Here is a 14,844-nt window from a genome sequence, read left to right on the forward strand (position 1 = left end):
ATAACCATTTGCAGCTGAAACGATGCAATGATGTGGGGGATGGTTTTATTTTTTGATGTTAAAGAATAACGTTAAAATCATCTCTCATCACCTTACTGTATCATGGCATATCCATACTAGCCCGCACAGGGTGGAGTGGATGAGGCTTTTACTTGCAACCCTCTGATTAAAATCCTTATATCTATAAAAATAGGTGAGTTTATTCTCAGTGTGAAAAATTATATTAATAAATATAGCGAGAACGCTAAATATTCTCTGCATTTAGCCGATGAGTTAGCGTGGTTTTTGAGTTTTCAACTCGGTGAAATTTGAACGCTAAGGAGAAGTGACCTGTTTCATGGTGTGAATTTTCTGATTCATATCGGTTGATTAGCGATAAAAATCTTTTTAACCATTTTCCTGATTTGGAGTGAGCTATGAGACTTATAAAAAATATTGCCATCAGAACCGCTATGTTATGGGTGCTGGGCGTTTTTTGTGTTCTTTGGGGCGGCGTATCGATATATACCATGTTCTCTTTTAAAGAGATGACGGCGACTTCGAAGACCAGCACCTTGCTGGTTCAGAACATGAATTTTATCAACCAGGGCAACGATCAATACTTCCGTATGGTGACTCGTCTGGCGCGCGCTGTTGATGCTCGTCGTAGTGGTGATAACGCAACCGCAGATAAAGAGCAGGCATCGGCATTAGTTGCACTGGATAAACTGAAGTCTGATCTGGTGGCGTTTAATGCTATCGATCATGCGAGTCTGGACGATGCATTGGTACAGGCTGTCAGCCGTGACTGGAGTAATCTGATTGTTCAAGGTGTTGAGCCGCTTTACCAAAAGGCCGCCGCCAACACGTTGGATGACTACCAAAATCAGGCCAAGGACGTTGTGCCGCCATTGAGTCGCCAGTTTGGCGCATCTCTATCCGCGTTCAGTAACGCCAGCGCAGAGAAATTCGATGCGGCGGGTGTGCGTTTTGAACAAATCACCACAGTTGGGCAGAACATTTTGCTGAGTGGGTTGTTTATCGGCCTTATCATGCTGTTCCTGACCGACCGTTATCTGGTTGTGTGCCTGGTTCGCCCGTTGAATGACCTGCGCTATCACTTTAGCGTGATTGCTTCTGGTCACCTGGGCAAGCCAATTCTGGACTTTGGTAATAACTGTGTCGGTCGTCTGTTCCCACTGCTTCGTGAAATGCAGGGGAGTTTGGCTACTACCGTTAGCACAATCAGAAATAGCACGGATTCTATCTATCAGGGTGCTTCTGAGATTGCTGCGGGTAACAACGATCTGTCATCTCGTACCGAAGAGCAGGCTTCCGCGCTGGAAGAAACCGCAGCCAGCATGGAGCAACTGACGGCGACGGTGAAACAGAACGCCGAAAACGCCAACCACGCCAGCCAACTGGCATTACAAGCCTCGACAACGGCGAAGAAGGGCGGTGAAATTGTTGAAAACGTGGTGAAAACCATGGCGGAAATATCCGGTAGTTCAAGAAAAATCGCAGAAATCACAACCGTTATTAACGGCATTGCTTTCCAGACCAACATTCTGGCACTTAACGCAGCGGTAGAAGCGGCGCGTGCGGGTGAACAGGGGCGTGGGTTTGCCGTAGTTGCAGGAGAAGTTCGCAGTCTGGCGCAGCGCAGTGCGCAGGCAGCGAAAGAGATTGAAGGGCTGATTTCTGAATCGGTTCGCTGTGTGGATACCGGCTCCAATCTGGTTAGCGATGCTGGTGATACCATGCAGGATATCGTCCGTGCGGTTACCAACGTGACAGATATCATGGGGGAAATCGCGTCTGCCTCGGAAGAGCAGAGCAAAGGTATTGCGCAGGTTGGTCAGGCCGTGGCGGAAATGGACAGCGTAACGCAGCAAAACGCCGCGTTGGTTGAACAGGCTTCTTCTGCGGCCTTGTCGCTGGAAGAACAGGCGGCGTTGTTGAACCAGACTGTGTCGCTGTTCCAACTGTCCGATACGCAATCAGCGCTGCAAGTGGCAGCAAAACCGGTGCGAAAAGCACAGGCGATTGCCCCGCGTGCAGGTAAAGCGCTACCGACCAGTAGCGATAACTGGGAAAAATTCTAACTGTTGTTTTAATCCGTGATGGTATTTTTAGTCTTGGATGAACATCCAGGCGGCGTCAGAAATGGCGCCGCACAAGATGTGAATACTGCATTGTGTGAATAGCGCGTTACGTCAATCAGGACTGCTGTTCTGCCAACTGCGCCAACAGCATCTCTTCAATCAATTCACTGCGGCTAATGTTCCGCTCTTCAGCAAGGCTGTTCAGGATATCAACGGCATCGCTGTTAATCTTTAATTCAACACGGCGCAAGCCACGAACTTTATCGCGACGTAGTTGATTACGCTTGTTAATTCTTAGTTGTTCGTCACGAGTGAGCGGATTGGTCTTGGGGCGGCCCGGACGACGCTCATCTGCGAACAGATCCAGTGTGGTGCGATCCGTTTGTTCTTTTGCCATAAGTAATGATACTGCAAGGTATTCGGACCAAAATACACGGTGCTATCCGTCTTGCTCTACAAATAAAACCGATGTCTATTCTCATCCTGTAACAGGATTGTCAGGTTGCGGTTTACCTAATATGTGGAACATGCCGGGAAGTTATACGTGCATTTTGATGAAGTGGTTACAATGCTTGTGGCTGAATCAGCCGTCCCTCTACTGCGAGCGCCATCATACCCTAGCCGCACAGGCGGCGACAACGGTTAACTGCCGCCACTACCATGAATCCGCCAGTGTGAGTATCGTCTGGTTAATTCGCGTCCAGAAAACGGTGGATCGCACGCAAAACCGCATCGGGTTTTTCTGAGTGAACCCAGTGGCCGGCGCCGCTGACCACATGCGCACGCGCCGCTGGAAACTGGCGCAGCAGTGAATCGCGGTAGCGATCGTCCAGATAGGGGGAATCGCCGCCACGAATGAACAGTATTGGTCCTTGCCAGGCTGGAACATCTTGCCAACCAACGATATTCTCGTATTCATCCCACAAAACGGGCACGTTAAAACGCCACTCTCCCTGCTGGAAGGATTTCAGTAAAAACTGAATCACCCCTTCTTCCTTTATATGTTGGCGCATGAGTGCTGTCGCTTCGGTACGTGATGTCAGACCGGCTTCCGTTACGGCGCGTAGCGCAGCGAAAATGGTGTCGTGGCGGCGCACCTGATAATCCACTGGTGCGATATCAATCGCGACTAGTTTGTCCAGCCGTTCGGGAATAAGTGCACTGAGCGCCATGGCGACTTTTCCGCCCATCGAATGGCCAATAACACTAGCGCGTTCGATGTTCAGTTCATCCAGTAGCTCCAGCACGTCCTGCGCCATCGCAGGGTAGTTCATCTGTGGTGAACGCGGCGACAAACCGTGATTGCGTAAATCGATTTGCAGAATGTCATGCGTGTTTTGCAAATCCCGACCCAATACGCCAAGGTTATCTAATGTGCCAAACAGGCCATGAATCAGGACAACAGGGAGTTTATCTGTGGGCTGGTGCGCATTTTGCCAGCGATGATTCAATTTCATGGTGAAGTTCATTCAGAGAGACATGGGCTTAGGGTATCATGACTTTAGAATCGACGTTGTCACTGAAGGAACAGCATAGCTACTCGAAGGAATGTGAAAGGCATTGGGGCATAGTCTGACTTTTGGTATTGTCCCACTATGCCGCTGTTCGATAATGTTTGAACGCCTGTATAATCCTTTTGATTTGAGTCATCTACCCATCGGTGTCGGGTTGCAGAAGGGAAGCGTCTCTGCAATTTGCACGATAATGGGTAAAAACAGCACTGGATAAAGATGAAAACTATTGAAGTCGACGAAGAGCTTTATCGTTATATTGCCAGCCACACACAGCATATTGGTGAGAGCGCATCGGATATTTTACGGCGTATGCTGAAATTTACTGCTGGGCAGACTGTCACAACGCCAGCGGTAGAGGCGACGGCAACGGCGACGTCTCAGCCTGCTGCTGCACCGAGTCCGCGCGATCGGGTTCGAACCCTTCGTGAACTGCTGCTGTCAGATGAATATGCTGAACAGAATAAGGCCATTAATCGCTTTATGCTGGTTCTGTGCACGCTGTATACCCTATCGCCGCAGGAATTTGCTGTCGCGACGGAGTCTCTTCATGGCCGCACCCGGGTCTATTTCGCGGGCGACCAACAAACCTTGCTTCAGCATGGCACTCACACAAAGCCTAAACATATTCCGGGCACGCCATACTGGGTGATTACCAACACGAATACGGGTCGTAAACGCAGCATGGTTGAGCACATCATGCTGGCTATGCAGTTCCCCGCGGAACTGACAGAAAAAGTGTGCGGCACTATCTAATTATTTATCTATAGCCTAAATAATTCGAGTTGCGTGAAGGCGGCAACCGCGCGAGTCCCCAGGAGCTTACATAAGTAAGTGACTGGGGTGAGTTAGGGAAGTCAACGCACAAGCAGCTTGAAGTATGACCTATATATCAACCACTTATCTAACTACAGCGTTAGGGAGAAGCGCCAATGGCTAATCACCCAAGGGCCGGACAGCCTGCCCGGCAGAGCGATTTGATTAATGTGGCACAGTTAACGTCACAATATTATGTGCTGCGCCCGGAAATCGGCAACACAGCGCACGCGGTGAAATTCGGTACGTCTGGCCATCGCGGTAGCGCGGGGCGTCATAGCTTTAATGAACCGCACATTCTGGCGATTGCGCAGGCGATTGCAGAAGAGCGCAAAAAGCAGGGCATCAGTGGCCCGTGCTATGTAGGTAAAGATACTCACGCGCTCTCCGAGCCTGCTTTTATTTCCGTGCTAGAAGTGTTGGCTGCCAATGGCGTGGATGTCATCGTTCAGTTGGATAATGGTTTTACTCCAACGCCTGCGGTGTCTAACGCGATTCTGGTTCACAATCGTCAGGGCGGTGCGCTGGCGGACGGCATTGTGATTACGCCGTCCCATAACCCGCCGGAAGATGGCGGCATCAAATATAATCCGCCGAACGGCGGCCCTGCGGACACCAACCTCACCAGCGTGATTGAGACGCGGGCGAATGCGCTGTTGGCAGATGAACTGCGTGACGTAAAACGCATTACGCTGGATCAGGCGTTGCAAAGCGGACATGTCCACGAGCAGGATCTGGTTCAGGCCTATGTAGAAGGTTTGACTAGCGTGGTAGACATGGCGGCGATTCAACGCGCCGGTCTGAAACTGGGCGTCGACCCGCTGGGCGGTTCTGGTATTGCCTACTGGCAGCGCATCGCAGAGCATTACAAGCTGGATCTGACGCTGGTTAACGATGCCGTCGATCAGACATTCCGCTTTATGTCGCTGGATCATGACGGCGTGATCCGTATGGATTGTTCGTCAGAGTTCGCTATGGCTGGGCTGCTGGCGCTGCGTGATAAATTCGATCTGGCGTTTGCCAACGATCCTGACTATGACCGCCACGGTATCGTCACTCCGGCAGGGCTGATGAATCCGAACCACTATTTGGCGGTGGCGATCAACTATCTGTTCCAGCACCGTCCACAGTGGGGACAATCTGTTGCTGTCGGCAAAACGCTGGTATCCAGTGCGATGATCGACCGTGTGGTGGCAGATTTGGGCCGCAAGCTGGTGGAAGTACCCGTTGGCTTCAAATGGTTCGTTGACGGTCTGTATGACGGCAGCTTTGGCTTCGGTGGTGAAGAGAGCGCGGGGGCTTCTTTCCTGCGCTTTGACGGCACGCCGTGGTCGACGGACAAAGACGGGATCATCATGTGTCTGCTAGCGGCAGAAATTACGGCTGTGACGGGTAAAAACCCGCAGCAGCATTATGATGAGCTGGCACAACGCTTTGGGGCACCGAGCTACAACCGTATTCAGGCCTCTGCGACACATGCACAAAAAGCCGCGCTGTCTAAACTGTCGCCTGAGCAAGTGTCGGCCAGTACGCTGGCGGGCGATCCGATTACTGCTCGCCTGACTGCTGCGCCGGGCAATGGGGCATCGATCGGTGGCCTGAAAGTGATGACGGAGAACGGCTGGTTTGCTGCGCGTCCTTCCGGTACGGAAGAAGCCTACAAGATCTACTGTGAGAGTTTCCTCGGGGTCGAACACCGCGAGCGCATCGAGAAAGAAGCGGTAGAGATTGTTAGTGCGGTGCTGGCAAGCGCCAAATAAGTAAAAAGGCGCTGCTTGCAGCGCCTTTTTAATCTTGTATAGCCAGAAAACGTAGAACATCGTTATCCTAACGCGACAAGTAGCGCTCCCACCGAAATTAGCGCAACGCCGGCTCCCGCCACCAGTGAAATTTTTTCTCCCAGCAGTATGACCGCCAGCACAACGGCAAATACCACGCTGAGTTTATCGATCGGCGCGACCTGTGCGACGTTACCGGTCTTCAACGCGACAAAGTAAAACAGCCACGACAATGCACCCGCGATGCCGCTGAGCACAATGAACAACAGCGCCTTCTTATTGGCAATAATCTCACCGACCAGCACCAGTTTACCTTGCGCGACCACCACTCCCACCAGAAAAAGTGCCATGATGACGGCACGAATCGCGGTCGCCGTATTGGCGTCCAAATTTTGCAAACCAATCTTGCCAAATATCGCGACCATCGCGGCGCATACAGCAGACAGCAAGGCGTAAATCAACCAACTACTCATGACGATGTATTCCTGATGTATTCCTGAAGAAAAGACGGGCGCGTACTGCGGGAGAAATTCTCCACGGACGTCGCCTAATACAGAAAGGTGATTTTACGGCATAAATCGATAACCGATAGCGGTTTCAGTCAATAGATGGCGCGGTCTGGCGGGGTCGCTTTCCAGCTTCTGGCGCAGATGCCCCATGTAAATACGCAGATAGTGGCTGTGCTCGACGGCGTTAGGCCCCCAGACTTGCGTCAGGAGTTGGCGCTGCGTCAGCACCTTGCCGGGGTTAGCGAGTAAGGTTGCCAGCAGACGAAATTCGATGGGCGTCAGGTGCAATTCCTGACCATCGCGATTTACTTGCCGGTTAAGTAAATCAACGGTGATCGTACCGAAACTCACCAGCGGCGTTTCCTGCTGGGTATTGCTGTGGCGCCGCAGTGCCACGCGCAATCGTGCTAGCAGTTCACCGATGCCGAACGGTTTGGTCAGGTAATCATCGGCCCCCGCGTCCAGAGCACCTATTTTATCCTGCTCGTCGGTACGGGCAGAAAGCACAATCACGGGCAGGCTGCTCCACTGGCGTAAATCGCGAATGTAGTCGATGCCACTGCCGTCCGGCAGGCCTAAATCGAGAATAATCAGATCGGGTTTGCGCGTGGCCGCTTCTAACAGGCCGCGCTGCATCGTTTCTGCGTCAAACACGCGACAGCCTTCGCCTTCCAGCGCCTGACGTACAAAACGACGGATCTCTTTTTCATCTTCGACGATCAGAATAGTGGCCTGCAATGGATTTAGTGCTCCTCAATATCTTCCGGTTCGAGATCCGGTGGTGCCGACAGCGGTAGGGTGAAATGAAAGGCTGCACCGCCGCTTTCGACGTGAGTTGCCCAGATACGGCCACCGTGAATTTCCACAATTGCCCGGCAGATCGCCAGCCCCAATCCCACGCCGGGAATCGATGACTCTTTGTGACCGCGGGAGAATTTATCAAAAATAATACTTTCTTGGCCGTGCTCAATTCCCGGACCATTATCCATCACGATGATTTCCAGTGCGTTTTCCTGCGTATCAGTCTGCGGGACAACGTGAGCCGTAATGACGATCGTGGCCTGCTCTCCGGCGTACTTCAGCGCATTCTCCAACAGGTTAATGAACACGCGTTCTACCAGCCCAGCATCACAATAAACCAGAACCATCTCATCAGGTAGATTAACCTGAATGGTGTTTTTCGCCAGCGCGCTTTCCAACTGTTGTAGGGCACTGCCGATTAGCTCCTCGGATGTTTGCCACTCTTTGCGCAGGTTAAAACCATCAGACTGAATACGTGCCATATCGAGCAGATTATTCACCAGCCGCGTAGTGTTCAAAATGTGCTGGCGGATCTGATTGGCCTGCTGGGCATAAGGCGATCCTTCGCTCGCCAGATTCAACGTAAGAATCTCGGCCTGACCAAAGAGTACTGTCAGCGGCGTACGCAGATCGTGCGAGAGTGCGGCAAGCAGCGAGTTACGCAACTGCTCACGCTCGGCATCCAGCCGGGCATTTTCTGTACTTTGCACCAGATGCAGACGCTCCAGCGCATTAGCGATCAGCACGGTAAAGGTTTCCAGCAGGCGCTGCTGCTCGGGAATCATCAACTGCCGCGCGTTACTGGGCTCGATCGCCAGTACGCCGAAGATTTGCTGCGTGGTGGCGAGCGGCAGAATCTGATACGACACACCGGGCAGGGTGGATGTCCCCGCACCGGCAGGCGCACGATGATCGAAGCTCCAGCGAGCGATAGCGTTATCGACAATCAGCTGCTGATTATCCCGTGCGGGCTGCGGCAAGTCGGGCGAGGTGTGATGCAGGCTATCGGCCAACAGAACCGCGATCTTGGCCTGAAACGTTGTACTGAGAAAATGCTGGCTGGCTTCGACGATATCGGCGCTGGACAGGCTGCGATTCAGTGCCTTGGACATCTCATACAGATGACGGACGCGCTGCTCGCGATAACGGGCGACTCTGGCCTGATAGCGTACGCCCGCCGTCAGGTTACCGACCAGCAGGCCGACGCCGAGCATCACGGCAAAGGTCACCAGATATTGCGCATCCGACACGGCAAACGTACCGCTCGGTAGAATGAAAAAGAGATCGAAACTGGCGACGTTGATGACGGCAGCGAACACCGATGGCCAACGACCAAAGAAGAGCGCGACGATCACCACGGCCAGCAGATAAATCATCACCAGATTGACCGGTTCCAGCATGGCAAATGGCGACCATGAGGCTAGCAGGGTGATAAAGGCGCACAGCAGCGTTGCCAACCCACAGCCAAACAGTTGCATACGCCATTTTTCTACCAGCCCACGCGCATCGGGCGTTTTTATCGGTGCGGCAGGCGCGTCATCCTGTACGGCGACGACAACCAGATCGAGATCGGGCCCTAATCTGCCGAGCCGTTCGGCAAAGCGAGTGCGCCACCACCAGCCGAAGCGCTGCTCCACATGGCGTCCAATGACGATTTTGCCGAGATTATGTTCACGGGCATAGCGCAGGACGGCAAGCTCTTCGTCGGGCTCGGATAGCGTAACGGTTTCGGCCCCGAGGTCCTGCGCCAGCTTTAATGCACGCAAAATGGCACGTCGCTGCGGTTCGGGTAAGCGGTGCAGGCGTGGTGTTTCGACGTAAACTGCGTGCCAGGCACTGCCTAAGCGTGCTGCGAGTCGTGCTGCGGTACGCACCAGTTTTTCATTACCCGTGCCGTGGCCGATACATAACAGAATGGCGTCGCGCGTATGCCAGACTTGCTCGCGGCCTTGTCCGGCACGCATAGCGCGCATTTGATCGTCAACCCGATCTGCCATGCGCCGTAGCGCCAGCTCGCGCAGGGCGATCAAATTGCCTTTACGGAAAAAGTTCTCGACGGCGCGTTCGGCCTGAAGCGGCAAATACACTTTGCCTTCATTCAAACGCTGCCGCAGGTCGTCTGGCGGCAGATCCACTAAAATGACTTCGCTAGCCTGATCGAAGATCGGATCCGGCACCGTTTCTCGTACTCTGATCCCTGTGACGCCACCGACTACGTCATTCAGGCTTTCCAGATGCTGGACGTTCACCGTGGTAAAGACGTCGATACCGGCATCGAGCAGTTCCTGCACATCCTGCCAGCGCTTGGGGTGACGTGAGCCGTTGACGTTGCTGTGCGCCAGTTCGTCGATCAGAATCAGTGCCGGACAGCGTGCCAGCGCGGCATCCAGATCGAATTCGACAGTGTGGCGACCGTGATGGCGAAGATGCTTGAGCGGCAGTTGCGGTAACCCATCCAACAGCGCAGCAGTTTCGCTCCGTCCGTGGGTTTCGACCACGCCGACAATAATATCTAATCCCTGCGCCCGCAGCCGTTGAGCTTCCTGCAACATGGCATAGGTTTTCCCTACGCCTGCACAGGCGCCAAAAAAGATTTTCAGCTTCCCACGCGGTGGCGTACCCACCTGTGCCAGCAGGCTATCGGGATCTGGGCGGCGGTCTTCACCGTCAATCATGAGCTATCCCTTATTGGAGCGGCCTGAACAGATGTCAGGCCGTAGCAAAGACGGCGGGAGTCAGGCTCCCCGTATAATGATTAATAGTAACGCACTGTCGATTAAGGCAGCGGTTTTTCCTTATCCAGCGCCAGATTCAACAGCAGGATATTGACCGTCGGCTGCCCAATGAAGGTGGGCTTGCTGGTCTCGGTAAAGCGGTCGATCAATTGTTGTATCTGCTGGAGCGACATTCCTCTGGCCTGCGCGACGTAAAGTGCCTGATAGCGTGCCGCCTCTGGGGAAATCTGCGGATCCAGCCCGCTGCCGGATGCCGTCAATAGCTCAGCAGGAATCGGCTGCTGATTGCTGACGGCCTGATGCCAATAAGCGGCGCGTTCACCGATCTGTTTATCCAGCGCCGGATTGCTGGCAGCCAGATTGCTACCGCCGGACGCCAGCGCGTTATAGGGAGCATCTGACGTCGCGGAGGGGCGCCCCTGGAAATAGCCTGTCCGACTGAACGACTGCCCGATCAGGGATGAACCGACGACGGCGTTGTCACGATAAATCAGCGAGCCGTTTGCCTGTGTCGGGAATAGCCACTGTGCTAACACCGTGGTCAGCAGCGGGTACGCCAGACCGGTAACCAGCAGTAATAACAAGAATAAAAACAAAGAAGAACGTAAATAGCGCATAGCGTATACCCGTCAGTCCTTAAGCCAGATTCAGCCCGGTCAGTAACATATCAATGAGCTTGATACCGAGGAACGGCACCAGCAGCCCGCCAAGACCATAAATCCACAGATTGCGGCTTAGCTGTGCCGCCGCACTCATGGGTCGATAGCTAATCCCTTTAAGCGCCAGCGGGATCAGAAACACGATAATCAACGCATTGAAGATCACCGCCGACAGCATGGCCGACGTGGGGGAGTGCAACTGCATCACGTTTAGCGCATTGAGCTGCGGATAGGTGGCAGCAAAGGCGGCTGGGATAATGGCGAAGTATTTCGCCACGTCGTTGGCGATACTGAACGTCGTCAGCGAGCCGCGCGTCATCAGCATCTGTTTGCCGATATGCACCACTTCAATCAGCTTGGTCGGGTTGGAATCCAGATCGACCATGTTGCCCGCTTCTTTCGCTGCTTGCGTACCGGAGTTCATGGCAACCGCCACGTCGGCCTGCGCCAGTGCGGGAGCATCATTGGTGCCGTCGCCAGTCATTGCCACCAGCCGACCTTCGGCCTGATACTGGCGAATCAACGCCAGCTTGGTTTCCGGTGTGGCTTCTGCCAGAAAATCATCGACGCCCGCTTCTGCGGCAATGGCTGCTGCCGTGAGCGGGTTGTCGCCGGTGATCATCACGGTTTTGATCCCCATGCTGCGCAGTTCGGCGAAGCGTGCTTTGATACCGCTTTTCACGATATCTTTCAGTTCCACTACGCCAAGCACGCGTTTGCCTTCTGCAACGACCAGCGGCGTTCCTCCGCTGCGTGCAACGTTGGATACCGCTTCCTCGACCTGATGCGGAAAATCGCCATTGTTCGCTTCAATGTAGCGACGCAGGGCATCAACAGCGCCTTTACGAATGGTACGTTGGCCGAAATTGACACCGCTCATACGCGTCTGGGCGGTAAAGGGAACAAAGGTCGCGTCCAGCGAACGTAAGTCCTGTTCCGCTAGGTTAAAGCGCTGCTTTGCCAGCACCACGATACTGCGGCCTTCGGGCGTTTCATCGGCTAAAGACGCGAGACGCGCGGCGTCAGCCAGCGCCTGCTCGGTGACGCCCGGCGCAGGCAGGAAAGCCGAAGCCTGACGGTTACCCAACGTAATGGTGCCAGTTTTATCCAGCAGCAGAACATCGATATCGCCTGCCGCTTCGACCGCGCGACCGCTGGTGGCAATGACATTAGCTCCCAACATCCGACTCATCCCCGCCACGCCGATTGCCGATAGCAGGCCACCGATAGTGGTCGGAATCAGACAGACAAGCAGGGCGACAAGTACCGTCACGCCGACGACATCGCCGCTGTTATTCGCCTGTACACCAAACCATGAAAACGGGTAGAGCGTGGCCGTCACTAATAGGAAGATGAGCGTTAACTCGATCAACAGGATGGTTAGTGCGATTTCGTTTGGCGTTTTACGACGCTGCGCCCCTTCAACCATGGCGATCATTCGATCGAGGAAGGTTTCGCCGGGGTTGACGCTGCACTGAATCACCAGCCAGTCGGACAGCACGCGTGTGCCGCCAGTGACGGAAGCGAAATCACCACCGGACTCACGGATTACAGGTGCGGATTCCCCGGTAATGGCGCTTTCATCGACAGATGCGCCGCCTTCCAGCACTTCGCCGTCGCACGGGATGGTTTCACCCGCGCTCACCAGTACGATATCGCCTTTACGCAGGCTGTCGGCCGGAACCGATTCCGAACTGGCATCGTGATTCGGTGCCGAGAGTTTGTTCGCCCAACTGGTTTTCTTTACGCCTTTCAACGCATTTGCCTGCGCTTTGCTGCGACCTTCTGCCAGCGCTTCGGCCATGTTGGCAAACAGCACGGTAAACCATAACCAGAGTGATACCAGCCCAGTAAACATGGCGTTGCCTTCTGTTTTACCAACCAGAATAGCCAGCCAAACGAGAGTGGTCAGCATACTGCCGAGGTACACCACAAACATGACTGGGTTGCGCCACTGCACGCGCGGGTCGAGTTTCTTCAGCGCATCTTTCAGCGCTGAGCGGATTAACGTTCTGTCAAACAGCGTTTGCTGTTTATGTTTGCCAACGTGGCGGGAGGCCTCACCCTGTTGAGATGAGGTCGGTTCCTGTGTGGCCTGATGATCCATCGTGTGACGAGTCATAAAGAGTCTCCAGCCTTAGTGAGTCAGGCCGAACTGTAAATGTTCAGCAACTGGCCCTAACGCCAGTGCAGGGATAAATGTCAGCGCACCAATCAGCAGAACGATGGCGATGAGCATGCCGATAAACAGCGGACTGCGGGTAGACAGCGAGCCTTTGCTTTCCGGCTGGCGCTTTTTCACGACCAGCGAACCGGCGATCGCCAGCACGGGCACCATAACGGCAAAGCGACCCAGCAGCATGGCGACAGCGAGCAAGACGTTATAGAACGGCGTATTGACGCTCAGGCCAGCAAACGCACTGCCGTTGTTGTTCGCGGCGGAAGATACGGCATAGAGCACTTCGCTAAAGCCGTGTGCGCCGGGGTTCAGAATGCCGCCGCGTCCGGCTTCTGTACTCAGCGCCAGCGCGGTGCCGAGCAACACCAGTGCGGGGGGAATCAGAATCGCCAGTGCCGTCATCTTCATCTCATAGACTTCGATCTTTTTGCCCAGATATTCCGGTGAACGACCAATCATCAGGCCAGCGATAAAGACGGTCAGAAGTACGAACAACAGCATGCCGTACAACCCAGAGCCGACGCCGCCGAACACCACTTCACCAATCTGCATCAGCCACAGGGGAACCATACCGCCGAGTGCCGTGAAGGAGTCGTGCATGGCGTTCACTGCACCTGTCGACGTCGCCGTGGTGACAACGGCATACAGGCTGGAAGTCAGAACGCCAAAACGTGTCTCTTTGCCTTCCAGATTTGCCGCGCTGTCCGCCCCTAATGCCAGCAGATGTGGGTTACCGGTGACCTCCATTTTCATCACTACGGCAGCTGCGACGATAAAGATCAGTGCCATCGCCCACAGCAGCGCATGACCCTGACGCTTGTCGCTGACGGCTTTACCAAAAGCGAAGCACAGCGCCGTAGGAATCAGCAGGATCGCCAGCATTTGTACGATGTTGCTGAGTGCCGTCGGGTTTTCAAACGGATGCGCCGAATTTGCGCCAAAGAAGCCGCCACCGTTGGTGCCCAGCAATTTAATCGCTTCCTGTGAGGCAACAGGGCCCATTGGCAGCGTTTGGGCTGCGCCGTCCAGCGTGGTCAGGTGCTGGTAAGGCAGCAGGTTTTGCAACACACCCTGACTGACGAAGAACAGCGCCAACAGCAGGGACAGCGGCAGTAACACGTACAGCGTGATACGCAACAGATCGAGCCATGCGTTGCCCAGCGTATCGACACAGCGACGGGAAAATGCGCGGATTAACGCGAAGGCCACTGCAATACCGCTGGCGGCGGAAAGGAAGTTTTGTACCGTTAGTCCGACCATCTGGCTCAGGTAGCTCAGCGTGTTTTCACCGCTGTAAGCCTGCCAGTTGGTGTTGGTGACAAAGCTGACTGCCGTGTTTAACGCTAAATGCCACGATAGCCCCGGCATATTTTCTGGGTTAAGCGGCAGATTGCCCTGAGCCATTAGCAGTACAAACAGGACGACAATGCCGATCAGGTTAAGCGCCAGAATAGCCGCAGCATACTGCTGCCAGCGCATCTCCGTTGTATCCAGAGCGAAGAAGCGCGCCGTCTTCGTTTCGAATTTTTGCAGGAGCGTCCCTGTTTCGCCCTCAATCAGACGAGCCAGTCCGCTACCTAACGGCTGGGCGACGATCAGCACCGTAAGCAGCAGACCAAAGATCAGTAAAAAAGCGTCAGCGGCCATCAGAATTCCTCCGCCTTCAATAAGGCATAAACCAGATAGGCCAGTAACAGCAGCACGAGTAGGCCGCCTAAGACGATGCTAAGCGTCACAACACACCTCCAGAACAAAATAGACAGCATCAGGGT

At 54.2% G+C, this 14,844-nt stretch carries 12 protein-coding genes; 3 read left to right on the forward strand and 9 right to left on the reverse strand.

Translation table 11 applies throughout. The features are described 5' to 3' along the window. The first annotated feature begins 416 nt into the window (after positions 1–416). Entirely contained in the window at positions 417–2,084 is a 1,668-nt protein-coding gene (locus DCX48_20325) for a methyl-accepting chemotaxis protein (protein QXE16650.1), read from the forward strand. A 115-nt stretch (positions 2,085–2,199) separates the two neighbouring features. Here DCX48_20325 and DCX48_20330 read toward each other — a convergent pair whose 3' ends face one another. Together DCX48_20330 and DCX48_20335 are read right to left on the reverse strand one after the other, a co-directional pair. Then, positions 2,200–2,481 carry a LexA regulated protein gene (locus DCX48_20330; GenBank protein QXE16651.1) on the reverse strand — a complete coding sequence of 94 codons (282 nt, stop codon included), beginning with the start codon at positions 2,479–2,481 and terminating at the stop codon, positions 2,200–2,202. Positions 2,482–2,773: 292 nt separating this feature from the next. After that, complete coding sequence (locus tag DCX48_20335) at positions 2,774–3,541, reverse strand: esterase (GenBank protein ID QXE16652.1); 768 nt, start codon at positions 3,539–3,541, stop codon at positions 2,774–2,776. Positions 3,542–3,814: 273 nt separating this feature from the next. On the opposite strand from DCX48_20335, the gene seqA reads away from it, so the two are divergent. Then, positions 3,815–4,351, forward strand: a complete 537-nt coding sequence (gene seqA, locus DCX48_20340) for a replication initiation negative regulator SeqA (GenBank protein ID QXE16653.1) — start codon at positions 3,815–3,817, stop codon at positions 4,349–4,351. Positions 4,352–4,527: 176 nt separating this feature from the next. Next, complete coding sequence (locus DCX48_20345; protein QXE16654.1) at positions 4,528–6,171, forward strand: alpha-D-glucose phosphate-specific phosphoglucomutase; 1,644 nt, start codon at positions 4,528–4,530, stop codon at positions 6,169–6,171. Positions 6,172–6,233: 62 nt separating this feature from the next. On the opposite strand, the gene DCX48_20350 is transcribed toward DCX48_20345, so the two are convergent. The 7 genes from DCX48_20350 to kdpF all read right to left on the reverse strand — a co-directional run bounded on the left by DCX48_20350 (position 6,234) and on the right by kdpF (position 14,808). Beyond that, positions 6,234–6,662 carry an EamA family transporter gene (locus tag DCX48_20350; protein QXE16655.1) on the reverse strand — a complete coding sequence of 143 codons (429 nt, stop codon included), beginning with the start codon at positions 6,660–6,662 and terminating at the stop codon, positions 6,234–6,236. Between the two features lie 93 nt (positions 6,663–6,755). Beyond that, positions 6,756–7,436 carry a two-component system response regulator KdpE gene (gene kdpE / locus DCX48_20355; protein ID QXE16656.1) on the reverse strand — a complete coding sequence of 227 codons (681 nt, stop codon included), beginning with the start codon at positions 7,434–7,436 and terminating at the stop codon, positions 6,756–6,758. Positions 7,437–7,441: 5 nt separating this feature from the next. After that, complete coding sequence (gene kdbD, locus DCX48_20360; protein QXE16657.1) at positions 7,442–10,174, reverse strand: two-component system sensor histidine kinase KdbD; 2,733 nt, start codon at positions 10,172–10,174, stop codon at positions 7,442–7,444. Between the two features lie 101 nt (positions 10,175–10,275). Next, positions 10,276–10,851, reverse strand: coding sequence for a potassium-transporting ATPase subunit KdpC (gene kdpC, locus DCX48_20365; protein ID QXE16658.1), 576 nt, complete (start codon positions 10,849–10,851; stop codon positions 10,276–10,278). Positions 10,852–10,870: 19 nt separating this feature from the next. Next, positions 10,871–13,015 (reverse strand): K(+)-transporting ATPase subunit B, encoded by a 2,145-nt coding sequence (kdpB, locus tag DCX48_20370; GenBank protein ID QXE16659.1) that lies wholly within the window; start codon positions 13,013–13,015, stop codon positions 10,871–10,873. Positions 13,016–13,030: 15 nt separating this feature from the next. Next, positions 13,031–14,719 (reverse strand): potassium-transporting ATPase subunit KdpA, encoded by a 1,689-nt coding sequence (gene kdpA / locus DCX48_20375; GenBank protein ID QXE16660.1) that lies wholly within the window; start codon positions 14,717–14,719, stop codon positions 13,031–13,033. After that, the gene (kdpF, locus tag DCX48_20380) at positions 14,719–14,808 is read right to left on the reverse strand and encodes a K(+)-transporting ATPase subunit F (protein QXE16661.1); all 90 of its coding nucleotides are present in this window, start codon (positions 14,806–14,808) and stop codon (positions 14,719–14,721) included. The genes kdpA and kdpF overlap by 1 nt, the downstream gene beginning before the upstream one ends. Positions 14,809–14,844: the final 36 nt, after the last annotated feature.

Origin of the sequence: Pectobacterium atrosepticum, assembly GCA_019056595.1 — a bacterium.
In the GTDB taxonomy this organism is placed as follows: domain Bacteria; phylum Pseudomonadota; class Gammaproteobacteria; order Enterobacterales; family Enterobacteriaceae; genus Pectobacterium; species Pectobacterium atrosepticum.